Source organism: Arthrobacter sp. YC-RL1 (genome assembly GCF_001454985.1).
Lineage (GTDB): Bacteria > Actinomycetota > Actinomycetes > Actinomycetales > Micrococcaceae > Glutamicibacter > Glutamicibacter soli.
This window is the reverse complement of sequence record NZ_CP013297.1, coordinates 2,826,107-2,849,755: the sequence shown is the minus strand read 5'-3', so window position 1 is coordinate 2,849,755 and position 23,649 is coordinate 2,826,107. Positions and strand designations below refer to the sequence as shown.

The window sequence follows — 23,649 nt, the reverse complement described above, 5'->3', positions numbered from 1 at the left end:
TTTAGGAGTATTGCCCATGGCAACCAAAGTCCTCACTCTCGTAGGTTCCCTGCGCAGCGGCTCGACCAATCAGCAGTTGGCCGAAGCCACTGTCGTCAACGCCCCGGAAGGCGTCGAGGTCGAACTGTTCGCAGGACTGGAGAACATCCCCTTCTACAACGAGGACAAGGACGTGGCAGGCAGCGTCCCCGCCGCGGCGCAGGCACTGCGCGATGCAGCCACCGCAGCCGACGCGCTGATGCTGGTCACCCCCGAGTACAACGGCACCATGCCGGCCGTCCTGAAGAACGCCATCGACTGGCTGTCCCGTCCGTTCGGCGCCGGCGCCGTCAAGGACATGCCATCAGTGGTCGTGGGCACCGCCTTTGGGCAGTACGGCGGCGTGTGGGCACAGGACGAAGCCCGCAAGGCCCTGGGCATCGCCGGAGCCAAGGTCTTGGAAGACGTCAAGATGGCCATCCCGAACTCGGTGGTCCGCTTCGCCGAGCTGAACCCGAAGGACGACGCCGAGGTCGTCGAGCAGGTCGCCGGCGTGCTGAACAGCGTCAAGGCCGTCGCCGAAGCCAACTAGGTTTCTGCCCCGCCGCAGCGGATTCCCGCGCGGCAAACAAGTAGAAAGGCCACGGTTCTTCCGTGGCCTTTCTCGCATAGACCACCGCTTTGAACGAGTCGGTGACATACTTGGGTAGAGAGTATTACCCACAATCCATTCGGAGGCATCCATTGACTTCGGTCAGCCTAGGCATGCCGGCAGCCCCACCGCCGGTTCTCGCTCCACGTCGTAAGACCCGCCAGATTCAAGTCGGGTCGGTTGGCGTGGGGTCTGACTCGCCGATTTCGGTTCAGTCGATGACCACCACCAAGACCCACGACATCAACGCCACCTTGCAGCAGATTGCAGAGCTGACCGCTTCGGGCTGCGATATCGTGCGTGTCGCCTGCCCGACGGACAAGGACGCCGAAGCGCTGAAGATCATTGCGATGAAGTCGCAGATCCCGGTGATCGCCGACATTCACTTCCAGCCGAAGTACGTCTACGCGGCCATCGAGGCCGGGTGCGGCGCCGTGCGCGTGAACCCGGGCAACATCCGACAGTTCGACGACCAGGTCAAGGAGATCGCCCAGGCCGCCAAGGACCACGGCACCTCGATCCGCATCGGCGTCAACGCCGGCTCGCTGGATCGCCGCCTGCTGGCCAAGTACGGCAAGGCAACCCCGGAGGCATTGGTCGAATCCGCCATCTGGGAAGCATCGCTGTTCGAGGAGCATGGATTCCACGACTTCAAGATCTCGGTCAAGCACAACGACCCGGTGGTCATGGTCCGCGCCTACGAACTGCTGGCAGAAAGCGGCGACTGGCCGCTGCACCTGGGCGTCACCGAGGCCGGACCAGCCTTCCAGGGCACCATCAAGTCCGCGACGGCTTTCGGTGCGCTGCTGTCCAAGGGCATCGGCGACACCATCCGCGTCTCGCTCTCGGCCCCGCCGGTCGAAGAAGTCAAGGTCGGCAACCAGATCCTCGAATCCCTGAACCTGCGCCCGCGCAAGCTGGAAATCGTTTCCTGCCCGTCGTGCGGCCGCGCCCAGGTCGACGTCTACACCCTGGCCGACGAAGTGACCGCCGGGCTTGAAGGCATGACTGTTCCGCTGCGCGTGGCCGTGATGGGCTGCGTCGTCAATGGTCCGGGCGAAGCCCGCGATGCAGACCTTGGCGTAGCCTCCGGCAACGGCAAGGGCCAGATCTTCGTCAAGGGCGAGGTCATCAAGACCGTGCCCGAGGACCAGATCGTGGAAACCCTGATTGCAGAAGCCAACCGCTTGGCCGAGGAAATGGACTTGGGCGATGACGAGAATCCTGCCGCGGGTTCTCCAGTGGTCTCCGTCAGCTAGATCTGGCCGACGAGTCGACGAGGGACAACCGCGCATCTTGGGCCGCAGGGACACTGCGGCCCTCATCGAGCTGCTCGACCGTGACCCCGTGGCCAACATCTTCACCAGGTCCCAAGTGGAATTGCACCGCTCGGCAGTGCCGGACGGGTTCGCCCACGTGCTGGGGGTCGACGGTGAAGAAGGCCTGCTGTCCGCATGCTGGGTGGGCGCCAACATGGCGCCCACCGCCATGCCGGACGATCACGCCCACGAATACGCGCTGATGGCGCTGGCCACGCGCCAGCGCTTCGCCTCCATCTTCGGTCCGGCATCCACCGTGCTTGCCATGCACGAGGTGCTTCAGGACGGGCCGCAGCCGATATTCGACGTGCGCCGCAACCAGCCGCTGATGGAGATCCGCACCAACCCCGAAGGCATCCAGCGCCGTCGTCTGCGCGTGGCCCAGCCCGCGGAGTTCGACAAGGTCCTGCCTGCCAGCGCAGCCATGTTCGAAGAGGAACTCGGGTATTCGCCGCTGGAAAACGGCGGCAGCTTCTACCGGGGCCGCGTTCGCCAACTCATCCGCCAGGGCCACACCCTGATTGACACGGACGAGATGGGGCACATCGTTTTCAAGGCCGACCTGGGAACCGTCACCGAACAGGTCGCGCAGATCCAAGGCGTCTGGATCAACCCGATGTACCGGGGCCACTCGCTGGCCGCTGGGTATATGGCATCGACCGTTGACTACGCCCTTCAGCAAGCGCCGATCGTCAGCCTGTACGTCAACGACTTCAACGAGGCGGCGGTACGCACCTACCTGAAGGTCGGTTTCACCCAGGTTGGAACCTTCGCAACGGTCTTGTTCTAGGCCGAACCGGGAACGAGGCCGGTATCTGGCATCCCGCACTTGCCCCGGTCCATCCCATAGACTCGATTGCAGTCTCTGTAAACGACGGGAAGTGAAGTGCTGGCGCATCGACCACCAATTCTGCGGGCGGCATCCCTGGCCGTCGTCGCGCTCGTGATGGCCTCCTGCAGCGCCCCGGCGCCGTCGGACACCAATGATTCACTGGGCCCTGCCATTGAACGCAACGCCCAGCAGCTGGAAGAGGCGCTCAACCAGTTCGCCGGCGACCAGCCGGGGGCCACGGTGATCACCGACGCCCAGCTGCGCTCGATGATTCCCAAGGCGCAGCAATGGCTTGAAGACGTGGAGGTGAACCCCAGCAAATGCGGAATCACCTTCGCCGCCCCCATCGCCGAGCAGCTGCAGAATTCAGTGATGGGCGCCGTCGAAGCGGGGGACCGGCTGATCACCGTCGCCGTGTACCCTGATTCCGAAACCCTCAAATCCCAGTGGGACGCGCAGGCGGCCGCCAGCGCGGACTGCTCTCGTTACTCGGTCAAGGTCGATGGCGAATCCCGCGCCTTCCATCTGGCCAAGCAATCGGTCCAGAGCACAGCGAAACTCACCGAGGGGTACGTTGTCACCGGCAGCGACGGCAAGAAGACCTCCCAGCAGCTGGTAGTCCGCGCCGCCACCGCGAATATCCTGCTGGGCGTCCAGCAGGATACCAACGGGGCCACGATGCCGGAACATCTGGCAGCCGCTGCCGAAACCGTAGACAAGCTCATCGAGCAGCTGAACTGACGCAGAGCTGAAATCCGTCCCCGACACCAAAACATAAGGAAAATACTTCATGTCACATCGGTTCCTCTGGTTCCTTCCCCTGGCCGCAGCGCTTGCCTTGACCGGTTGTTCATCCGCAGGCCAGACGCAGCCGGAACCAGAGCAGTCCCAGACCCAGTCGCAGGACGGGAACCTGGATGCAGGGCAGGTTGAAACGGTGGTCAGGACCCTGTTGGGGGAGGATCCCTCGCTGACGGTCGTCGGAAACGAGACCATGCAACAGCAGCTTCAAATGGCCAAGGGCATGGGCTCGACCTCCGGAATCACCCCGGAAAAATGCGCCAAGCAGATGGAAAAATACACCGTCACCGACCTGACCGCGTCGGTCTCCGCCACCGGAAGCGTCACGGCTGAAAGCCTGGGCAAGGTGGTCCAGGTCTTCTCCATTACGAATGAAGCGACACGCAAGAAAATTTCCGATGCGCTTACGCTGGATGACATTTCCGGCTGCGAAAAAGTGACAGTGGAACAAAGCGGCGAAAAGCTGAGCGCCGATCGGCAGATCCTGCCCTTGAAGGTCGACGCCGACCAGTCGCTGACGATGTCCACCCAGATGGACGTCGGAGGTGGACAAAAAATGAGTTCAGTAGTTGTGCAGGCATTGAAGGGCAACAACTTCGTCATCGTCACTTTCCAGACCGGGCTCGCCGAGCCGGCAACGATGTCCGCAGAAGCTGTCGAATTGATTAACAAGGCCTTCGCTGAGATAGAAACGCTCAACTAAGCGGTAAAAATGTTTTATTTCTAGTTGGTTGTGAAATAGAGTTGTGTCCATCACCACCAACTGTGAGGACAAAACATCATGAAGAAGCGTTCATTCCTGCTGCTTCCGCTCGCTGGCGCACTGGCGCTTTCCGGCTGCGGCGGCTCGGGCAGCGACACCACTGAGGGATCCGGGGACGCCGGAGCCGCCCAGGCGTAGTCGGCCCCTGCGACCGCAGCGCTGAGCACCGAGCAAGCCACTGCCATCGTCACCAAACTCGCCGGTGATTCCAGCGGCGCCCAGATCATGGACGGCGACACTATCGCCGCTTCGCTGCCGCAGGCCAAGAAGCTGATCGAGCAGATGGAAATCAAGCCGGAGAAGTGCGCGGAGTTCGTCAGCCAGCAGGGTTCATGGGACATCGAAGGCATCAACATGGCTGTTGCCGTGCTGATGGATGAAGCCACTATGGCCTCGACCAGCTACAGCGTGGCAGGGTATGAGGACACCGCGAAGCTGGACAAGATCACTGAACAGGCCAAGAACAAGGACCTGCAGGGCTGCGATTCATTCAGCATGGCGGTATCCGGCCAGGAAGTCGAAGCCAGCGCGAAGATCCTGGACGCTTCCTCGGATGCCGACCTGACCTACGCCACCAGCAGCGCCATGAAGATGAACGGCACCGAGGTGCCCGGCGGCAGCTACCAGATGCAGGGACTGGTCGGAAACAACGCGGTCTCGGTGGCCATGACCGGAACCGGTTCAAAGTCCGAGGCCGACATGCTCAAGAAGCTCACCGACGAGCTGAACAAGGCCGTCGCTGAGGTCAAGGCAGTGGCCAAGTAGCCACGCGAAAGCACCCGGAAGCGGGGGCCGGAATTTCGGGGATAACCTGTTCCGGCCCCCGTTTTTGTGGATTTCGAGGCCCGGGAAAATCCCCTGATTTCTTTTGTGAAAACCAGTGACGCGGGGACGATACAGGCGTACAGTTCTCATTCGTGAATACGAATATTGGGACGCTGAACGTCTCTCAGTCTTCGAATTCGGACTCGGCCCGCCGCCGCCTCTACCGGTGGTTGAATGACCAATCCGTGGGCCACGAAGACCCCGGCGATGACAAGAAGCACGCCGGAAAATGGTGGCAGGTCATGTGCCTCTCGGGCCTGGACTACTTCTCCACCCTGGGATACCAGCCCGCCATCGCCGCCCTGGCCGCCGGGGCTTTGGCCCCATTCGCCACACTGATCCTGATTGCCGTCACGCTGGGAGCGGCCTTGCCGGTATACCGCCGCGTCGCCGCGGAATCGCCGCACGGGCAAGGATCCATCTCCATGCTCGAACGCCTGCTGCCGCACTGGAAAGGCAAGCTATTGGTGTTGATCCTGCTGGGATTCGCGGCCACCGACTTCATGATCACCGCGACTCTTTCCGCGGCGGACGCGTCCGCCCACCTCATCGAGAACCCCTTCACCCCCGCATGGTTCACTGGCAAGCAGATCCCCTTGACGGTGATCCTGCTGCTCCTGCTCGGAGCCTTGTTCATGCGCGGATTCAACGAGGTCACCTGGATCGCGGTGACGCTTGTCGGCACCTTCTTGACCTTGAACTTGGTGGTCATCGCCGTCTCATTCACCAATATCGCCGCGCACCCGGTCGTCCTGGGCAATTGGATGGACTCCTTGCTGGCCGCGCACGGCAATCCAGTGATGATGCTGCTGGTTTGCCTCATCGTGTTCCCGAAACTTGCCCTGGGCCTGTCCGGATTCGAAACGGGTGTGGCCGTCATGCCACAGATCAACCTGAAACCTGGTGAATCGGCCGCAGATCCCTCCAGCCGCATCCGCGGCGCCCGCAAGCTGCTGACCACCGCCGCCTTGATCATGAGCAGCTTTCTGGTGCTGTCCTCGGTGGCCACCACGGTGCTGATCCCCGCCCCGGAATTCCAGGAAGGCGGAACCGCCAACGGCCGCGCCCTGTCCTGGCTGGCGCACCGGCTGATGGGGGACGGCTTCGGCACCGTCTACGACGTCTCCACTATCCTGATCCTCTGGTTTGCCGGCGCCTCGGCCATCGCCGGGCTGCTGAACCTGATCCCGCGCTATCTGCCGCGGTTCGGCATGGCGCCCGAATGGGCCCGTGCCGTGCGCCCGCTGGTGGTTGTGGTCATCCTGGTGGCGCTGGCCATCACCTGGCATTTCGAGGCAGACGTCAATGCCCAGGGCGCGGCCTACGCCACCGGCGTGCTGGTGCTGATGAGCTCGGCCGCCATCGCGGTGACGATCTCCGCCCGGCGGCGGCGCGAGCGCGGAAAAACAATCCTCTACGTATTCGTCTCGCTGGTCTTCCTCTACACCACGGTGGTCAACTGCTTTGAGAGGCCCGAGGGCCTGAAGATCGCGGCGTTCTTCATCGGCGCGGTGCTGCTGGTGTCGCTGTCCTCGCGCTTCCGCCGGTCGACCGAGCTGCGCGCCACCTCGGTGCGCTTCGACGCGGTCGCGGAACACCTGATTTCCGAATCAGCGCGGCGGGGGATCGTGCAGCTGATTGCCCACGAGCCGGCCAACACCACCAAGGCACGCTACCGCCGCAAACTGCACCATGCGGTGCTGGCAAGCCACATCTCGGACAAGGCCCCGGTGGTCTTCCTGGAGGTCAAGGTCTCGGACTACTCGGACTTCGCCGAGGATATCGAGGTCCGCGGCATCACGCGGCATGGCTTCTGGATCCTGGAGGCGACCGCGCCCTCGGTGCCCACCGCGATCGCCGCGATCTGCCTGGCGATCAGGGACAACTACGAGGTCATGCCGCACATCTACTTTCGCTGGACCGAGGGCAACCCGCTGAGCAACCTGGCCCGCTTCCTGCTCCTGGGGCAGGGCGAAATCGCGCCGCTGACCCGCGAGGTCCTGCGCGAAGCGGAACCGGACCTGCAGCGCCGGCCCTGGGTGCACGTGGGCTAGGAGCCTGTGCCCGGTGCATCGTGTGTCGGCGCCGGAACCGCAGTGCCCGGGCGAAGAGCCGAACCCGGTAGGATTGGAGGTGGTTGCCACGACGGCAGCTCACAACAGATTTTGCCTAGCACGGCGGCAGCTGCTCATCTATGGGTCTGCCGTCATACGGAAAAGGACACCACGCGTGGTTTTGAAGCTTTCCACAACGTTCCTGCGCACCCTGCGCGAAGATCCGGTTGACGCCGAGGTTGCCAGCCACAAACTCTTGGTTCGCGCCGGCTACATCCGCCGCGCCGCACCTGGCATCTACACCTGGCTCCCGCTGGGTCTGCGGGTCCTGGCACGTGTGGAAGCCATCGTCCGTGAAGAGATGAACGCCATCGGCGCCCAGGAAGTCCACTTCCCGGCGCTGCTGCCGCGCGAGCCGTACGAGCAGACCGGCCGCTGGACCGAATACGGCGAGGGCCTGTTCCGCCTCAAGGACCGCAAGGACGCCGACTACCTGCTGGCTCCGACCCACGAGGAAATGTTCACCCTGCTGGTCAAGGACCTGTACAACTCGTACAAGGACCTGCCGGTCTACCTGTACCAGATCCAGAACAAGTACCGCGACGAGGCGCGCCCCCGCGCAGGCCTGCTGCGCGGCCGCGAATTCATCATGAAGGACTCCTACTCCTTCAACATCGACGACGAAGGCCTGGACGAGGCCTACATGGCCCACCGCGGCGCCTACCTGAAGATCTTCGAACGCCTGGGCCTGGAAGTTGTCCCGGTGTTTGCCCAGGCAGGCGCCATGGGCGGCTCGAAGTCCGAGGAATTCCTGCACCCGACCGCCATCGGCGAGGACACCTTCGTGCGCTCGCCGGGCGGCTACGCGGCCAACGTGGAGGCAGTGACCACAGTGGTCCCGGAAGCCATCGACTTCACCGATGCCCCGGCCTTCGAGGTGCTCGACACCCCGGATACCCCGACCATCGACACCCTGGTCGCCGCCGCCAACGAGCTGCGCCCGCGCACCGACCGCGCCTGGGAAGCCAAGGACACCCTGAAGAACGTCGTGCTGGCGATCATCGACCCCGAGGGCAACCGCCACCTGGTCGTGCTGGGTGTTCCCGGCGACCGCCAGGTCGACGAGAAGCGCTTGGAAGCAACCATCGGCGCGGCCCTGGGCATCAACGGCGAGGTCGAGGTCGAGCAGGCCACCGCCGAGGACCTGAAGAGCCACCCGGAGATTGTCACCGGCTACCTGGGCCCCGCCCTGGGACTGGACCAGCAGCTGCTGGGCAGCGAAACCGAGCACGGCGTCACCTACCTGGTCGACCCGCGCGTGGTCTCCGGAACCACCTGGATCACCGGCGCCAACGAGAAGGGCAAGCACGTCTTCGGCCTGGTGGCCGGCCGCGACTTCACCTTCGACGGCACCATCGAAGCTGTCAACGTGCTGGAAGGCGATCCGGCACCGGACGGCTCCGGTCCGCTGCGCACCGAGCGCGGCATCGAGATGGGCCACATCTTCCAGCTCGGCCGCAAGTACGCGCAGTCTCTGGACCTGAAGGTCCTGGACCAGAACGGCAAGCTGCAGGTTGTCACCATGGGCTCCTACGGCATCGGCGTCACCCGCGCGGTGGCGGCGCTGGCCGAGGCCTACCATGACGAGAACGGCCTGGCCTGGCCAAAGCAGATTGCCCCCGCCGACATCCACATCGTGGTCACCGGCAAGAGCGCTGAGCTGCTGGAAGCCGGCGACAAGCTGGCCAAGGAATTCGAAGCCGCCGGCAAGGAGGTCATCTTCGATGACCGTCCGAAGGTCTCGGCCGGCGTGAAGTTCTCCGACGCCGAGCTGATCGGTGTGCCGACCATCGTGGTCGTCGGCCGCGGCCTGGCCGACGGCCTGGTCGAGGTCAAGGACCGCGCCACCGGCGAACGCCGCGATGTGCAGCTGAGCGACGTGGTGGTCGAGCTGTCCGCCTAGGACGCCAGCCGGCGAAGCCCTGACAATTGAATAGGAGAGTAGCGCGGTGCAAGAGGTTCTCGATTTCCTGTCCGTCAACGGCGAACCAGTCTCCCTGTGGCCACTGCTCCTGCTGCTGTTGGCAGGGTTCGGGGCCGGGTGGATTGATGCGGTGGTTGGCGGCGGGGGATTGATCCAATTGCCCGCGCTGCTGCTCTTTCCCGGCATCAGCCCGGTCCAGGCGCTGGCAACGAACAAGATGGCATCCATCTTCGGAACCGCAACCAGCGCCGTGACCTATTACCGGCGGACCAGTCCAGACCTGAAAACCGCCATACCCATGGCGCTGACCGCGATGGTCGGCGCCTTCGGCGGCGCGGCGCTGGCCACGATGCTTCCGGCCGCCGCCATCAAGCCGATCATCATCGCCGCGCTGGTGGCGGTATTGCTGTTCACGATGCTCAAGCCCAGGGCCGGCGAACTTTCCCGCCTGCGCTACAGCGGCAAGCAGCACTACCTGCGCGCGGTGCTCATAGGCCTGGTGATCGGCGGCTACGACGGGATGATCGGCCCGGGCACCGGGTCCTTTTTGATCATCGCCATGGTGACGGTCCTCGGGTACAATTTCCTGCAGTCGTCGGCGAAGGCGAAGATCGTCAATCTGCTTACCAACTTCGGCGCCCTGGCCTTGTTCCTGCCCACCGGCCACGTGCTGCTGGGCGTGGGGCTGGCCATGGGCGTGATGAACATGCTCGGCGGCTATCTCGGCGCCCGCATGGCCATATCCAAGGGCAGCAAGTTCATCCGCATTGTTTTTGTGGTGGTAGTTGCCGCGCTGATCCTGAAGCTCGGTTCCGATCTGGTCTTGGGAAACTGACCCGGAGCGGCCGCGGCAGGGCCGGGGAAAAGGATAATGCCCATTGCGTGCCCGGCGAAGACCCGGGTACACAATGGGCTTGTGGTTATCCTCCCCCAAGGAACACCACAATCGATTCCGTTGAGTGACGCAAAGTTCGTCATGCCGAACAGATTGCGGTGAAGACCGCTCAACCGATTAGGAATCTTTATCTCTATTACGCGTGGTCGAGAACCTGCGCGTATTTCAAAATGCCTCTCCAAGGTGCCCGAAGAGATCCATTTCCCTTAAATCATCGCTTAGAATTCGAGGTAAAGCGTCATACCAGGACGGTATGTTCAGGCCGGCAGCGGGTCGTCCGGGCGGACGAAACCCGAGCGATAGGCCAATGCGACCACCGCGGCGCGGTCCCGGGCACCGGTCTTGAACAGGATCCTGGCAACATGTGTTTTCACCGTCGCCTCGCTGAGCACCAGCGACTCGAGAATCTGCTGGTTTGACCGTCCGGCGGCAACATGGCGCAGGACTTCCTGCTCCCTGCGGGTGAGCACCTGGCGGATGTCAATCTGCTCATCGCTGCGCTCGCGCAATTTGGCCACCAGCCGCGTGGCCGCGGTGGCATCAAGCCAGGTATCCCCGCCGGCTACCCGGCGCAGCGCGTCGGCAATTTCGGTGGGGGACGCGTGCTTGAGCAGGTAGCCGCTGGCGCCGGCCTGGAGCGAGGAGACGACGATGTCCTCGTCATCGAACGTTGTCATGATCAGCACCCGGACCAGATGGTCCGGGTCACTGCCGTTCTGCCGGATGAGCTCGCTGGTTGCGGTGACCCCGTCCATGCCCGGCATGCGCACATCCATCAAAACCACATCGGGAGCGACCTCTTGGGCGAGCGCCAGGGCTTCGGCACCGGATCCAGCCTGTCCGACGATTTCAATGTCGTCCTCCGCGGAGAGAATCATGCTGATCCCGGCTCGAACCTGGGGCTGGTCGTCGACAATCACCACTCGAATCACGACGCCTCCTGGGTCTTTGCTGTATGCGTACTTCGCTGGTCGGAGGCGGAAGCATCTTCGGGCTTGTCGACCGGAAGCGAGGCCTTGAGCAGGTAACCGCCAGGGGTTGGGCCGTGGCTCAGCGAACCACCGGAGACTCCGACCCGCTCGCGTAGTCCGAGCAGCCCGAAACCGCCGGATACCGCAGGCCTTTTCGCGACCCCGGAAATGGACGTCACGGAGATCGTCAGTTCCGTCGGCATCCAGTGCGTCGCGATTTCCACCCGGCAGCCTTCGCCACCGTGCTTCATCGCATTGGACAGGCCTTCCTGCACAACGCGGTAGCCGGCATGGCTGATACTGGGGTCCAGCATTTGCGCTTCGCCGTTGCAGGTCACCACGACATCGAGGCCGGAATCCTGCGCTGACGAAACCAGCGAGGGGATGTCGTCAAAGGAATGCGACTGCCCGACCTGGGATTCTTCCTCGCTGCGCAGCATGCCCAGCAGTCGGTGCAGCTCGCGCATGCTCTGCTCGGCGGTCACCTGGATGTCGGCGAGCACCGGGTCGACCTTCTCGAACTCTGCGCCCTTCTTCAAGATTGCGCGCACACCGGCGACCTGTAGCACCACAGCGGTCATGGAGTGCGCTACCGAGTCATGCAGGTCGCGGCTGATGCGCAGACGCTCTCCGGCGCGGGCTTCCTCCAGCGCAGCGTCAGCCCACCGCCGTTCGGTTTGCAACCGGTGCTCGGTTCTCCGCTGCGTCCGGGCGGCGAAGTAGCAGAGGAATGCAACTGCGGCATAGAAGCCGATATTCCACGCCATCAGACCCAGCAGATCCTCGGACCGGCCGTCGTAGCTCACGGAGCTGTAGGTCGCCACGAAAACAGGCAGGATCATTCCCGCCAGTGCCGTATTAGCCACTCGCGTGCTCGAATGCCGGACCATGAGGAAAAACGCCATGTAGGTTCCGACGATTCCAACGATGGAGGCCACCGCGAGACCCAGCAGCGAGATGAGGAGGAAAACGCTGAACCCTATCCAGATCCTGCGCTGGATCAGCAGGACCGTATACGCGCTAATCAGCGCTGCGGGGACCAGCCACACCGGCAGCACCGCACCGCCCGGCGTGGTGACGGCTCCTTGCCACAGGAACAGGTCAAATACGAAGGCGAACAGGCCGACAACTACACGCACAACGTGCCGGCGCCTTAGCATCCCGGAAGCCATGGAAACATCCGGCACCAGGGGGATTCCCTGAGGTCGTCGTCGGGGTCCAGACCTTGGAAGCCTGGCGGGAAGGCGTCGTGCCCGACATGCAGGGTGCCCGTTTCCAGGAGCAGCAGGGTCCAAGGCTCCCAACCCTTGAGCTCGCGGCCGACGTAGCGGATCGTTGCGGGTTCGACATGCTTGCCGTGGATATCAACATGGACGGACTCGCCCAAGCCGCCAGCCTGGACCAGGATTGCGTCGGATCGGATAGCCCAGCCGACCAGCAACAAATCGTCGACATGGACCGGATATGAACGGGCAACAGGAAGCAAGGGGCGATTTTTCCCCGACGTTGCGCCCCCGGAAGTCTCTGACATGGTGTTCTCCTCAAGCGAGTGCCGTTAAAAGAATCGTGACACATTCGCTATCCGGGTGCATCATCCGTGCACTGTATGTCTGCTTCAGGCCCTTGACACCGTCGGCCAGCTGGCGCAGGGGAGGTCTGTGCCGTAGAGCGCTCCGGGCAAGGAAGCTGGTTTCAGGCTGTGTATTGGGGAAAGTATGTTGAGCCGATGCGGTAACCCTGTTTGAATGGCCGAAAGGGTACGTACAGAACACGCAGACTTCGGGGTGGGCAGATGTCCGATAACAACCAGACGAATCCACTGGGTACGGAAGCGCAACCGGGCACCAGCATGACCGGGCTTGCCGGCATTGACGGGGAATTTGAAACAGCGGTCAAGACGCAACTGGACAAGCCGCAAAGGCTGCGCGCGGATTCATGGAAATATGTCGTTAAACGCTCCCTGCATGAGTTCTCCAGGAACAAATGCACCGATCTGGCCGCGGCGCTGACCTACTACACCATGCTCTCGATTTTCCCGGCATTGCTGGCAGTTGTCTCCTTGCTGGGCGTCGTCGGGCAGGCGGAGACCACCACCAAATCGATGCTGTCGCTGCTGGAGGAATTCGCCAGCCCGCAGGTGGTAGAAACGCTGCGCCAACCCATCGAGCAGCTGACCTCGACACCCGCGGCGGGGCTGGCTTTGTCCGCTGGTCTCCTGGGCGCGATCTGGAGTGCCTCCGGGTACGTCGGTGCGTTCGGCCGGGCAATGAACCAGATCTATTCGGTGGATGAAGGCCGTCCGTTCTACAAGCTCAAGCCGATGATGCTTCTGGTGACGCTTTTCCTGCTGGTTGCCGCGGCGGTCATGGGCGCCTTGTTTGTGCTGTCCGGTCCCATCGCCCAGAAACTGGGCAACTTCATCGGACTCGGGGAATCGGCGCTGCTGGTATGGAATATCGCCAAATGGCCGGTGATGGCCGTCTTCGCGGTCATGCTGGTCGCGGTGCTCTACTACGGGACTCCGAACGTCAAGCACGCAAAGTTCAGGGTGCTCAGTGTCGGGGCCTTTGTCGCACTCATCGTCCTGGCACTGGCCACGTCCGGCTTCTTCTTCTATGTCTCCAACTTCGGGAACTACAACAAGACCTACGGCGCGATCGGTGGCGTCATCGTGCTTCTGCTCTGGATCTGGATCGCCAACTTGTCGCTGCTCTTTGGCGCGGTGCTGGATGCGGAGCTCGAACGCGGTCGCGAACTGCAGGCAGGTCTCAGCGCCGAGCATTCCCTGCAGCTGCCGCCGCGCGATGTCGCCGGACTGCAAAAACAGACTCAACAGAAGGAGCAGGACATTCGCGACGGCGAACAGATCAGGATCGTGAGCGAAATCGCCGCGGTCGACAAGATCGAGCAGGAATCCGGGCAGCGGGAACGCGATTAGAAAACGAAACGCCAGCCGCTTCGGGCCGCCCGCAAGGAGCTGGACCGGAAGTGCGGCTGGCGAAGATGGAGTCGAATTCAGGCGCGGCGGACGTCGACGGCGCTGGGCAGCCCCGGGTACTTCACTCCTGCAGACTTCTGCAGTGGAGGAATTGCGTGGGCGATTGCGCTGTGTGTCAGCGGTGCGACCCGGAAGGTCAGGCATGGGGTCGATTGCGCTTCGCGGTAAAGGTCCAAGATGGAGTCCTTCGCGTCGCGTGGGGCGACAACTTCAAGATCGGTGCATCCAATCACGACATAGGTGAAGCAGAGGTCGTTGGACTGCGGATCCAGCGTCGCGATCAACACCGGCGGTTGGTGCACTACTGTCAAGGCCATGACATCGGTGAGCTTCTCGTCATGCTGGGCGATGACGATGGGCATGCCCTCGCTCCAACCATGCTCCTTCAATACCTCTCGACCGTGGCGCGACCCGATGGTCTCCGCAGCGAGCTCTGCGATCTTCGAGCGGACAATGCGTCCTGTCATGGTTTTCTACCTCTATCTGATGGGAGCAAAACGAGTGGCTGCACTGGCTGAAGCCTGGCACTCGAAGCGGAATATTCCTCTCCGGAAAAATGACGGATTCGATGATTTAAAATCTCGAATTTAAAACTTCTAATAATTAGACCCTAACTCTCATAGGGCAAAATTGCGAGGTCGAATCATTCGGTTCGAACGGGGAGCGATCCGGTTCTCCGAGGATGCCGATGTTCGGAAAGTACGTAAAGGAACTGGTCGATGTAGGTTTTATCGAGAGCCGAGGACGGCAGGACGGTAGCTGTCGTGCCGATTTGAAGTTTTTATGAACCAGGGAATTCACTTGGCGGAAAGCGAAGATTTCACTTGGTGGGCACGAGGCGGCAAGAATAAACTTGCCGCCGGAATGCTGGATTTATTTTTACTGCTGTGGTGGTGTGGAATTCGGTAATGGTTCGAGAATTGGACGGTGCCGGTTCGGTTGCGCGGCGGAGACCTGGAAGCGAGCGCTCTACTCGGCGCGCGAGCGCAGGATGCGCTCCGCCTCGGACTGCGACTGCTGGGCGCCCAATGCGCTATTGACGACACCGGCAACGGTGGATCGCTGGTCCCCGGTGATATTCCCCGCCGCCGCGAGCAGCGCATTCGAGTAGTCGGATTGTGCCGCAGCGGCGACCTTTTCCAGCCGGTCCAGCCCGTTCTCCGGGAGTTCGTAGGCGGGCAGGCGGAGATCCGGGCAGTCCTCGGGCAAGGCTGAACGCAGGGTGCGCAGCTGTGAGTTCAGGGCGGTCCGCTGCTTTTCTGCTGCTTGCGCCGTCGCGTTGCTTCCCCTGGCCGCGTTGAGCTGCAAGGTGTAGTCCAAGGCGTATCCGCGATCCAGGGCGCGGGCCAGCACGACGGATTCAAGGAGTTCCTGGTCTGCTGGCGACGACGTGCCTTCGATCAAGCTGTGGTCAGCAAGGCATGCCACGGTTTGCGCGGCCTCCGGCGAGTCCGCCTTGCCTGCGCTGATTGCCGGGGGCAGCTGTGCCGCTTGTTTCTTGTCCACCAGCTTCAAGGCGTCCCGGGCATCGAAGTTGATCTGGAACGCTATTCGCGCCAAGGTCTCGCCACGCTGGAGATCGGGATGAGCGAACTCGGGAATGCTCGAACTCAAGGTCGCAACCGATGACGCCAAGGCGGCCAGTTTTTCGGGGGAGTAGCTCTCCGGCGCGTCGGCCGGAGGCTGGTCGTCGAAATGCAGCTCGCCCAGCAGGGCCGCGCCCTGCGAGAGCGACGTGCCCAGATCGGCAAGCGCCGCGGCGATCTTCTCGTTCTCGGCCAGTGAAGCCATCGCGGCCGCCCGGCTTCCCAGGTCGGCCAGTTGGGCTCCGTACCCCCACTGCGCCTGTTGGTCGGCCGAAGCCTCGCTGACTGCATCCGGAAGGCCGCGGTCGACTAGCGCGCCGCGGAACACTGTGACGCCGATTCCCCAGGTGGCGGCCCCGGCAATGGAAGCGACCAGCACCGGGGCGATCCAGCCGGGGGCGCGTTTGGCCGGCGGCTGAACGGGCTTTGCGGGGCGGGGCGATGGATCAGTCATAGCGAAATGATCATCCCATGAAGTGGGCCGGCGACCCGGCCTTTGGCCATTCTTCCGTGGCGTGGTGCAAAAGACTGGCGTGAGTTCCTTCACCTGAGCCGGTCAACGAGTTCTCAAGCGGGGTTCGGGGAGATACGCTTAACGGACAACATCGAATAGCGTGGGAGGATATCCATGACCGGTATGCCGGCCGATACCGAACAGGAAGCGCAGCGTCTGAGTACTGCGTTGAAACCGGAAGTAGAATCCCACGGATTAATTCTGGAAGAAGTCTCTCTTCGCCCGTCGGGCAAGCAGATGATCATCCAGGTCATCGTCGACAAGGCCGACGGCCGCGAGTCGGTGAATCTCGATGCGCTCGGTGAAGTCACTACCACCATTTCAAACGCCTTGGATAAGGACGTCGTCTACGCCTCGGCATCCCCCTATGAACTTGAAGTCAGCTCGCCAGGCCTGTCCCGTCCGCTGACCGCGCCACGCCACTGGGCGCGCGCACTGAACCGCATGGTCAAGCTCACGCTGACCGACGGCACCAAGCTTCGCGGACGCATTAACGAGGTTTCCGACGACGAGGTCGTTATTGCCGAACACCGGGAGCCTGCCAAAAAGGGCATGAAGACCAAGATCCTTGATCCAGTCAGCTACTCCTTTGAAAACATCCGCAAGGCCGTGGTCGATCCGGAGCTGAACTTCGACGACGAGCTGTTTGACACCATTGACACTGAAGATTTGGAGGGCTAGGCGTGGATATTGATCTCGACGCACTACGCATTCTGGAAAAAGACCGCGATATCCCGATGGATGTCCTGATCCCGACCATCGAGTCCGCGCTGCTGCTTGCCTACAACAAGACCGAAGGCGCCATGCCCGGCGCCCGTGCCCACATCGAGCGCAGCAACGGCCACGTCTCGATCCTCGTTGAGGACCGCGACGCAGCCGGCGTGCTGCTGGGCGAATTCGACGACACCCCGCACGGCTTCGGCCGCATCGCGGCGTCGACCGCGCGCCAGGTCATCATGCAGCGCTTGCGCGAAGCAGAGGATGCCCAGGTTGTCGGCGAATACGCCGCCCGCGTGGGCACCCTGATCTCCGGTGTCATCCAGCAGGGCTACTCCTCGCACATGGTGCAGGTCAACATCGGCGCCGTCGAAGCGCTGCTGCCTCCCGTGGAGCAGGTGCCGGGCGAGAAGTACCAGCACGGCAACCGCCTGCGCGCCTACGTGGTCTCCGCGGAACGCGGCAACAAGGGCCCTGCCGTGACCTTGTCGCGGTCGCACCCGAACCTGGTTCGCCTGCTGTTCGAAATGGAAGTTCCCGAGATCGCCGACGGCACCGTCGTGGTCGAGGCACTGGCCCGCGAAGCCGGGCACCGCACCAAGATCGCCGTCCGCGCCACCAAGCCGGGTGTCAACGCCAAGGGCGCCTGCATCGGCGAAATGGGCACCCGCGTGCGCGCCGTGATGAACGAGCTGAGCGACGAGAAGATCGATATCGTTGACTACAACGAGGATCCGGCCAAGTTCATCGCCGCCGCCCTGTCGCCGTCGAAGGTGGTCTCCGTGGAGATCCTGGATGAAGCCGAACGCCGCGCCCGCGTGGTGGTTCCGGATTCCCAGCTTTCGCTGGCCATCGGCAAGGAAGGGCAGAACGCCCGACTGGCCGCCAAGCTGACCGGCTGGCGCATCGACATCCTGGCCGCTTCGGGCGGCAAGGAGCCCCAGTACTAGAACTGGCTGGGATAAGTTTGCGGTCTGCCGCGGTGCGCCCTGAACGTGTGTGATACCAAACTCACGCGCACACCGGGGCGCAAACGCGCTAGACTGGTAGTTGGTTCATTTCAACGGGAAGGTGGCGACGGCGCTCGCATGAAGCTGCATCAGCAACGCACGTGCATTGGCTGTCGGACCTCTACCTCCAGAAATGATCTGATTCGTTGGGTTCTCACCGAGCAGGCACCGCTTCACGCGGTGCTTCTTGATGTCGGCGCTTCCGCCCCGGGGCGGGGCGCCTGGACCCACGGGATTGAAAAGTGTGTGCGGCAGGCAGTGCAGCGACGAGCGTTCTCCAGGGCTTTCAAGTCCGCGGTCAACGCCGATACGGTGCTCGCGCAATTCACCGCATACGAAGATCGACCGGCCGCAGGCCGGCCATCTGGCAAACATGATGAAAGCGGGTCAGAAATCTGATGGCAACCCGATGAGTCCGCAATGTTGAGCGCACACCGATGAACAATCAGTTCTGCGTGATCCACCGTGCGGCGGAAGAATTTCACGAATTACACAGCTGATCTGCCAGAACACCTAAGTCCCCAGGGACTCGGGGTTTATGCAGATCACATCAAAACAGGAGAGATGTGGCTAAACCCCGCGTTCACGAGCTCGCCAAAGAGCTCGGAATCACTTCGAAAGAAGCACTGACCAAACTGCAGGACATGGGCGAGTTCGTTCGCTCCGCGTCCTCAACCGTTGAGCCCCCGGTCGCCCGCAAGCTGCGCGACGCATTCCCGGGCGCCAATGGCGGCGCAGCCAAGCCTGCCGCCGCACGTCCGGCAGCAACCCCGGGCGTCGGTCGCCCGGCTGCTCCGAAGCCAGCTGGCACCAAGACTGCTGCTACTCCGGGCCCGCGTCCGGCAGCCAAGCCTGCCGACGCCTCGCCGAAGACCGCACCGGCTGCCCCAGCGGCACCGGCAGCCCCGGCTGCACCGAAGGCCCAGGCCACCCCGGGGGCACCTGTTCCAGGTGCTCCGAAGCCAGGCGCCCGTCCGGCTCCGAAGCCGGGCACCCCGCGTCCGGGCAACAACCCGTTCAGCTCCCAGCAGGGCATGCGCACCGGCGAATCGACCGACCGCCGTGGCGGCGGCCGCGATGGTTCGCGCGCTCCTCGTCCGGGTGCTCCGCGTCCAGGCGGCCCACGCCCGGGCAACAACCCGTTCAGCTCCCAGCAGGGCATGCGTTCCGAGGGCGGCCAGGGCGGCCCGCGTCCATCACGCGACGGCCAGCGCGGCCCGCGTCCGGGCGGCGCAGGCCAGGGCGGTCCACGCCCATCACGCGACGGCCAGCGCGGCCCGCGTCCAGCTGGCCAGGGCGGACCACGCCCAGCAGGCGCAGGCGCACCGCGTCCGGGCGGCACCACTGCCACCCCGCGCATGATGCCTAACCGCACCGATCGTCCGGCTCCGGCCGGCGGCGGTCGCCCAGGCGCAGGCGCCGGCGGCCGTGGTCGTCCAGGCGGCGCAGGTGGCGGCGGCGGTGCCGGTGGCGGCTTCCGCCCAGGTGCACCACGCGGCCGCGGCGGCGTGGGCGGTGCCTTCGGCAAGGGAGGCGCAGGTCGCGGCAAGCAGCGCAAGTCCAAGCGCGCGAAGCGCCAGGAATTGGAGCAGATGAGCGCTCCGTCGTTGGGCGGCGTGAATGTTCCACGCGGCACCGGCGACACCGAGATCCGTCTGCGCCGCGGCGCATCGATCACCGATTTCGCTGACAAGATCGGCGCAAACCCGGCCGCACTGGTGACCGTGCTGTTCCACCTCGGTGAAATGGCCACCGCCACCCAGTCGCTGGACGAGGCAACCTTCGAGGTCCTCGGCGAAGAGCTGGGCTACAAGGTTTCGGTCGTCTCCCCGGAGGACGAGGACAAGGAACTGCTCGAAGGCTTCGGTCTGGACCTGGATGCCGAGCTCGAGGCTGAGGGCGAGGACGTGCTCGAGGAGCGCGCCCCGGTCATCACCATCATGGGCCACGTCGACCACGGTAAGACCCGACTGCTGGATGCCATCCGCCAGTCCAACGTGATCGAGGGCGAGCACGGCGGCATCACCCAGCACATCGGCGCCTACCAGATCACCCACGAGCACGAGGGCCGCGAACGCGCGATGACCTTCATCGATACCCCGGGCCACGAGGCGTTCACCGCCATGCGTGCCCGTGGTGCCGAGGTCACCGACGTGGCTGTGCTGGTGGTCGCAGCGGACGACGGCGTCATGCCGCAGACCGTTGAGGCGCTGAACCACGCGCAGGCCGCAGGCGTGCCGATCATCGTCGCAGTGAACAAGGTCGACAAGCCGGAAGCCAACCCGGACAAGGTCATGGGCCAGCTCACCGAGTACGGCCTGGTGCCCGAGGAATACGGTGGCGACACCATGTTCGTGAAGGTTTCCGCGCTGCAGAAGCTGGGCATCGAGGAACTGCTCGACGCCGTGCTGCTGACCAGCGACGTCATGGAGCTGCAGGCGAACCCCGACAAGTCCGCCCGCGGTGTGGCCATCGAAGCCAACCTGGACAAGGGCCGCGGTTCCGTGGTTACCGTCCTGGTGCAGTCAGGTACCCTCGCAGTCGGCGACACCATGGTGGTGGGCACCGCCCACGGCCGCGTGCGCGCAATGTTCAACGAGAACGGCGAGAACCTGGACATCGCCCTGCCGTCGCGTCCGGTGCAGGTTCTCGGCCTGTCCTCCGTGCCGCGTGCAGGCGACAGCTTCCTGGTCACCGAGGACGAGCGCACCGCCCGCCAGATCGCCGACAAGCGCGAGACCGCTGAGCGCAACGCCATGCTGGCCAAGCGCCGCAAGCGCATCACCCTGGAGGACTTCGACAAGGCAGTGGCCGAGGGCAAGATCGATACCCTCAACCTGATCCTGAAGGGCGACGCCTCCGGTGCCGTCGAGGCACTGGAAGACTCCCTGATGAAGATCGACGTGGGCGAGGACGTGCAGCTGCGCGTCATCCACCGCGGCGTCGGCGCGATCACCCAGAACGACGTCAACCTGGCGACCGTGGACAACGCGATCATCATTGGCTTCAACGTGCGTCCTGCTGAGCGCGTTGCCGAAATGGCCGACAAGGAAGGCGTTGACATGCGCTTCTACTCGGTCATCTACGCAGCCATCGACGACATCGAAGCGGCGCTCAAGGGCATGCTCAAGCCGGAGTACGAAGAAGTGGAGCTGGGCACCGCCGAGATCCGCATGGTCTTCCGCTCCTCGAAGTTCGGCAATATCGCCGGTTCGATCATCCGCTCGGGCACCATCAAGCGCAACACCAAGGCCCGCCTGGTGCGCGACGGCAACGTGGTCGCCGACAACCTGTCGATCGACTCGCTGCGCCGCGAGAAGGACGACGTCACCGAAGTCCGCGAGGGCTTCGAGTGCGGTATCGGCCTGGGGTCGTTCAACGACATCAAGGAAGGCGACATCATCGAGACCTTCGAGATGCGCGAGAAGCCACGCGCCTAGCAGCAACCCGCTGGTAGCTTCGTGACTTGCCGATTCGTGGGCGTTTGACCGCTTCCAAGCGGTCAGGCGCCCACGAATTTTGAACCATAAGGAGATAATCATGGCTGATTCAGCCCGTGCCGCACGCCTTGCCAAGCGCGTGCAGGTCCTCATGGCCCAGTCCCTGCGCACCGTCATCAAGGACGAGCGCATCGACAACGTGACGGTGACCGACGCCCGCGTCACCAACGACCTGCAGCACGCCACCGTGTACTACACGGTGTTCGGCGACGACACTGCCAAGGCAGAAATCGCCGAGCTGCTGTCCAAGCGCGGGGGAGCCCTGCGCAAGGAGCTGGGCCGCAACCTGACCATCCGGCTGACCCCGACGCTGACCTTCGTGGCCGACGAGATCCCCGAGGGCGCTTCGCACCTTGAGGAACTGCTGGCCAAGGCCCGCGAGAAGGACGCCGAGGTCGCGGCCCTGCGCGAAGGCAAGCACTTCGCCGGCGACGAGGACCCGTACAAGAAGGACGAGGACCAGGACGCCGAGCAGGCCTAGGCGCACCTGCGCTGCCTGGCCCGGATCCGGGGCCCAAAGCCGGGAAATCCCCGGCGCCTGCACGATGCATATCGTGCAGGCGCCGGGGATTTCGTTTTTCCCGATACCTTGCGCCGCCCGCGGCGACGCGGCTCATTCCACCGTGAACTGCACCCGGTGCCAGCCTGACGCTCCGTCGGGCACCGGGTCGGCGCGCTCTTCGGTCTGCAGCTTGCCGCTGCGGTCGTAGGCCCGCACGGCGACCGCATGCGTGCCGGGCGCCGCGTCCTCCCAGCGGTAGCTCCATTGCCGCCAGGTATCGAGCGTCGCCTCCTCGGCCAGCGTTGCCTCGCGCCAGGAACCGCCGTCGATGCTGACCTGGACCCGGGAAATGCCGCGGGTCTGCGCCCAGGCGCTGCCGCCGAGATCCACCCGTCCGGCGGGCACCGTGGCGAAGGACTGCGGGGTGTCCACGCGGGATGACATCTTTATCGGGCCGCGTTCGGACCAGCCGCGGGTGGTCCAGTAGGCCGCCTTGTCCGCGAAGCGGGTCACCTCGAGGTCCACCACCCATTTGGTGGCCGAGACGTACCCGTAGAGCCCGGGAACCACCATGCGCACCGGGAAGCCGTGCTCGATGGGCAGCGCCTCGCCGTTCATGCCCACGGCCAGCAGCGCCATGCGTTCATCGGTCAGGGCTTCGAGCGGGGTGGACGCGCTGAATCCGTCGATCGAGGTGGACAGCACCATGTCCGCGCCCGCGGCCGGCTTGGCGCGGGCCAGCACCTCGCGCAGCGGATAGCCCAGCCACTTTGCGTTGCCCACCAGATCCCCGCCCACCGGGTTCGAAACGCAGGTCAGCGTCAGGTAGTGCTCCACCAGGTCCTGGCTGAGCAGCTCCTGGAAACTCATCGTGAACTCGTGCTCCACCAGGCCATGGACCCGCAGCGACCACTGCGCCGGGTCGATGCCGGGCACCCTCAACGCGGTGTCGATGCGGTAGAAATCCTGGTTCGGGGTGACGAACTCGGGCATCCCCGCCAGATTGACCTGGGCGCCCGGCGGCACCGCGGGAGCCGTGGTCTTGGCGGCCGGAAGCCGCAGGGCCTTGCGAGCCAGCTGCGCGGTGTTCCGGGCCGCGGACAGCGACGTGGACAGGATGGCGGCGCCCGCCGCGAGCACCACGGCCCCGGTGGCCCCGAGCATGAAGTTGCGCCGGGCCACGCCATCGGGCGACTCCGAGTGCGCGGGATCCAGCCGGGAAGCCAACGAGCACAGCCACCGCAGGACAAGCAGCGCCGCCGCGGTGCCCAGGGCGGTCGGGCCCAGATCCAGCGGACCGGTGGATGAACGCGAGATCACCGCGGCGCCCAGGATCCCCGCCAGCACCAGCACCATTGCCGAGGCCGCGGCGGCGCTGCGCCGCGCCAGCAGGCCGATCAGCGCGGCGAGCACCACGGCCACCGCGCCCATCGAGACGAACAGGGCCAGCTTGTCGTTGGTGCCGAACAGCGAAATCGCCAGGTCCTTCAGCCCCGGCGGGGTGAAGTCGATGACAGCGGAGCCCAGCGCCACCAAAGGTGCTGACGACGAAGCGAAAAAGGCTGACGCCAGCTGGGCGACGCCGAACAGCACCCCGGCCGAGCAGAGCCCCGTCAGCGCATACGCTCCGCGTGCTCCCAGGTTGCGCCTTGGTGTTTCCTTCACGGCATGTCACCTCCGGTGAGTAGCTGCCGCCCGGCGTTCCGGGTCGGCTGGTCCTTCAGCAACTGGTTCGGAGCCGGGCCGG

Annotated in this window: 21 protein-coding genes; 15 read left to right on the top strand and 6 right to left on the bottom strand. The window is 64.0% G+C overall.

Annotation, left to right across the window (positions count from 1 at the left end; all coding sequences use genetic code 11):
* The first annotated feature begins 16 nt into the window (after window positions 1-16).
* The 9 genes from ATC04_RS13205 (at window position 17) to ATC04_RS13165 (ending at window position 10,044) form a co-directional block, all read left to right on the top strand.
* Window positions 17-571: an NAD(P)H-dependent oxidoreductase gene (locus tag ATC04_RS13205; RefSeq protein ID WP_047121061.1), complete on the top strand. Its 555-nt coding sequence runs from the start codon at window positions 17-19 to the stop codon at window positions 569-571.
* 152 nt (window positions 572-723) lie between these two features.
* Window positions 724-1,890: a flavodoxin-dependent (E)-4-hydroxy-3-methylbut-2-enyl-diphosphate synthase gene (gene ispG, locus ATC04_RS13200; RefSeq protein WP_047121062.1), complete on the top strand. Its 1,167-nt coding sequence runs from the start codon at window positions 724-726 to the stop codon at window positions 1,888-1,890.
* Window positions 1,891-1,927: 37 nt separating this feature from the next.
* Complete coding sequence (locus ATC04_RS13195; RefSeq protein ID WP_052772606.1) at window positions 1,928-2,740, top strand: DUF4081 domain-containing GNAT family N-acetyltransferase; 813 nt, start codon at window positions 1,928-1,930, stop codon at window positions 2,738-2,740.
* A 96-nt stretch (window positions 2,741-2,836) separates the two neighbouring features.
* The gene (locus tag ATC04_RS13190) at window positions 2,837-3,523 is read left to right on the top strand and encodes a hypothetical protein (RefSeq protein WP_047121064.1); all 687 of its coding nucleotides are present in this window, start codon (window positions 2,837-2,839) and stop codon (window positions 3,521-3,523) included.
* A 49-nt stretch (window positions 3,524-3,572) separates the two neighbouring features.
* Entirely contained in the window at window positions 3,573-4,286 is a 714-nt protein-coding gene (locus tag ATC04_RS13185) for a hypothetical protein (RefSeq protein WP_047121065.1), read from the top strand.
* 285 nt (window positions 4,287-4,571) lie between these two features.
* The gene (locus tag ATC04_RS13180; RefSeq protein WP_047121066.1) at window positions 4,572-5,111 is read left to right on the top strand and encodes a hypothetical protein; all 540 of its coding nucleotides are present in this window, start codon (window positions 4,572-4,574) and stop codon (window positions 5,109-5,111) included.
* 302 nt (window positions 5,112-5,413) lie between these two features.
* Window positions 5,414-7,225, top strand: a complete 1,812-nt coding sequence (locus tag ATC04_RS13175; protein WP_047121203.1) for an amino acid transporter — start codon at window positions 5,414-5,416, stop codon at window positions 7,223-7,225.
* Window positions 7,226-7,400: 175 nt separating this feature from the next.
* The gene (locus ATC04_RS13170; protein WP_047121067.1) at window positions 7,401-9,188 is read left to right on the top strand and encodes a proline--tRNA ligase; all 1,788 of its coding nucleotides are present in this window, start codon (window positions 7,401-7,403) and stop codon (window positions 9,186-9,188) included.
* Window positions 9,189-9,234: 46 nt separating this feature from the next.
* Window positions 9,235-10,044, top strand: coding sequence for a TSUP family transporter (locus tag ATC04_RS13165; protein ID WP_082124093.1), 810 nt, complete (start codon window positions 9,235-9,237; stop codon window positions 10,042-10,044).
* 317 nt (window positions 10,045-10,361) lie between these two features.
* Here the strand turns inward: ATC04_RS13165 and ATC04_RS13160 are convergent, their stop codons facing one another.
* From ATC04_RS13160 to ATC04_RS19400, 3 genes are read right to left on the bottom strand one after another with little or no spacing between them, the layout of a single operon-like run.
* The gene (locus tag ATC04_RS13160) at window positions 10,362-11,036 is read right to left on the bottom strand and encodes a response regulator transcription factor (protein ID WP_047121068.1); all 675 of its coding nucleotides are present in this window, start codon (window positions 11,034-11,036) and stop codon (window positions 10,362-10,364) included.
* On the bottom strand, window positions 11,033-12,214 hold the full coding sequence (locus ATC04_RS13155) for a histidine kinase (protein WP_047121069.1): 1,182 nt from the start codon (window positions 12,212-12,214) through the stop codon (window positions 11,033-11,035). The genes ATC04_RS13160 and ATC04_RS13155 overlap by 4 nt, the downstream gene beginning before the upstream one ends.
* 14 nt (window positions 12,215-12,228) lie before the next feature.
* Entirely contained in the window at window positions 12,229-12,606 is a 378-nt protein-coding gene (locus ATC04_RS19400) for a hypothetical protein (RefSeq protein WP_152666947.1), read from the bottom strand.
* A 261-nt stretch (window positions 12,607-12,867) separates the two neighbouring features.
* On the opposite strand from ATC04_RS19400, the gene ATC04_RS13145 reads away from it, so the two are divergent.
* On the top strand, window positions 12,868-14,013 hold the full coding sequence (locus ATC04_RS13145; protein WP_231735979.1) for a YihY/virulence factor BrkB family protein: 1,146 nt from the start codon (window positions 12,868-12,870) through the stop codon (window positions 14,011-14,013).
* Between the two features lie 77 nt (window positions 14,014-14,090).
* On the opposite strand, the gene ATC04_RS13140 is transcribed toward ATC04_RS13145, so the two are convergent.
* Window positions 14,091-14,540, bottom strand: coding sequence for a hypothetical protein (locus tag ATC04_RS13140; protein WP_082124095.1), 450 nt, complete (start codon window positions 14,538-14,540; stop codon window positions 14,091-14,093).
* Window positions 14,541-15,042: 502 nt separating this feature from the next.
* A complete protein-coding gene (locus ATC04_RS13135) occupies window positions 15,043-16,113 on the bottom strand; it encodes a hypothetical protein (protein ID WP_152666948.1) in 1,071 nt (356 codons plus the stop codon).
* A gap of 174 nt (window positions 16,114-16,287) precedes the next feature.
* Here ATC04_RS13135 and ATC04_RS13130 point away from each other — a divergent pair, with 174 nt between their 5' ends.
* The 5 genes from ATC04_RS13130 (at window position 16,288) to rbfA (ending at window position 21,881) form a co-directional block, all read left to right on the top strand.
* Entirely contained in the window at window positions 16,288-16,854 is a 567-nt protein-coding gene (locus ATC04_RS13130) for a ribosome maturation factor (RefSeq protein WP_047121074.1), read from the top strand.
* Window positions 16,855-16,856: 2 nt separating this feature from the next.
* Window positions 16,857-17,840: a transcription termination factor NusA gene (nusA, locus tag ATC04_RS13125; RefSeq protein WP_047121075.1), complete on the top strand. Its 984-nt coding sequence runs from the start codon at window positions 16,857-16,859 to the stop codon at window positions 17,838-17,840.
* A gap of 138 nt (window positions 17,841-17,978) precedes the next feature.
* Window positions 17,979-18,299, top strand: a complete 321-nt coding sequence (locus tag ATC04_RS18900) for a YlxR family protein (RefSeq protein WP_082124096.1) — start codon at window positions 17,979-17,981, stop codon at window positions 18,297-18,299.
* A gap of 167 nt (window positions 18,300-18,466) precedes the next feature.
* On the top strand, window positions 18,467-21,340 hold the full coding sequence (gene infB, locus ATC04_RS13120) for a translation initiation factor IF-2 (RefSeq protein WP_047121076.1): 2,874 nt from the start codon (window positions 18,467-18,469) through the stop codon (window positions 21,338-21,340).
* A gap of 100 nt (window positions 21,341-21,440) precedes the next feature.
* The gene (rbfA, locus tag ATC04_RS13115; protein WP_047121077.1) at window positions 21,441-21,881 is read left to right on the top strand and encodes a 30S ribosome-binding factor RbfA; all 441 of its coding nucleotides are present in this window, start codon (window positions 21,441-21,443) and stop codon (window positions 21,879-21,881) included.
* Window positions 21,882-22,013: 132 nt separating this feature from the next.
* On the opposite strand, the gene ATC04_RS13110 is transcribed toward rbfA, so the two are convergent.
* Window positions 22,014-23,567 carry a molybdopterin-dependent oxidoreductase gene (locus tag ATC04_RS13110; protein WP_052772608.1) on the bottom strand — a complete coding sequence of 518 codons (1,554 nt, stop codon included), beginning with the start codon at window positions 23,565-23,567 and terminating at the stop codon, window positions 22,014-22,016.
* Between the last annotated feature and the right edge of the window lie 82 nt (window positions 23,568-23,649).

Excerpts from the sequence above, each read along its gene's own strand:
- ATC04_RS13205 (WP_047121061.1), top strand. The coding sequence starts at position 17 with ATGGCAACCAAAGTCCTCACTCTCGTAGGTTCCCTGCGCAGCGGCTCG.
- ATC04_RS13185 (WP_047121065.1), top strand. The coding sequence starts at position 3,573 with ATGTCACATCGGTTCCTCTGGTTCCTTCCCCTGGCCGCAGCGCTTGCC.
- ATC04_RS13180 (WP_047121066.1), top strand. The coding sequence starts at position 4,572 with ATGGACGGCGACACTATCGCCGCTTCGCTGCCGCAGGCCAAGAAGCTG.
- ATC04_RS13175 (WP_047121203.1), top strand. The coding sequence starts at position 5,414 with ATGTGCCTCTCGGGCCTGGACTACTTCTCCACCCTGGGATACCAGCCC.
- ATC04_RS19400 (WP_152666947.1), bottom strand. The coding sequence starts at position 12,606 with ATGTCAGAGACTTCCGGGGGCGCAACGTCGGGGAAAAATCGCCCCTTG.
- ATC04_RS13145 (WP_231735979.1), top strand. The coding sequence starts at position 12,868 with ATGTCCGATAACAACCAGACGAATCCACTGGGTACGGAAGCGCAACCG.
- ATC04_RS13140 (WP_082124095.1), bottom strand. The coding sequence starts at position 14,540 with ATGACAGGACGCATTGTCCGCTCGAAGATCGCAGAGCTCGCTGCGGAG.
- ATC04_RS13135 (WP_152666948.1), bottom strand. The coding sequence starts at position 16,113 with ATGACTGATCCATCGCCCCGCCCCGCAAAGCCCGTTCAGCCGCCGGCC.
- ATC04_RS13130 (WP_047121074.1), top strand. The coding sequence starts at position 16,288 with ATGACCGGTATGCCGGCCGATACCGAACAGGAAGCGCAGCGTCTGAGT.
- ATC04_RS18900 (WP_082124096.1), top strand. The coding sequence starts at position 17,979 with ATGAAGCTGCATCAGCAACGCACGTGCATTGGCTGTCGGACCTCTACC.
- rbfA (WP_047121077.1), top strand. The coding sequence starts at position 21,441 with ATGGCTGATTCAGCCCGTGCCGCACGCCTTGCCAAGCGCGTGCAGGTC.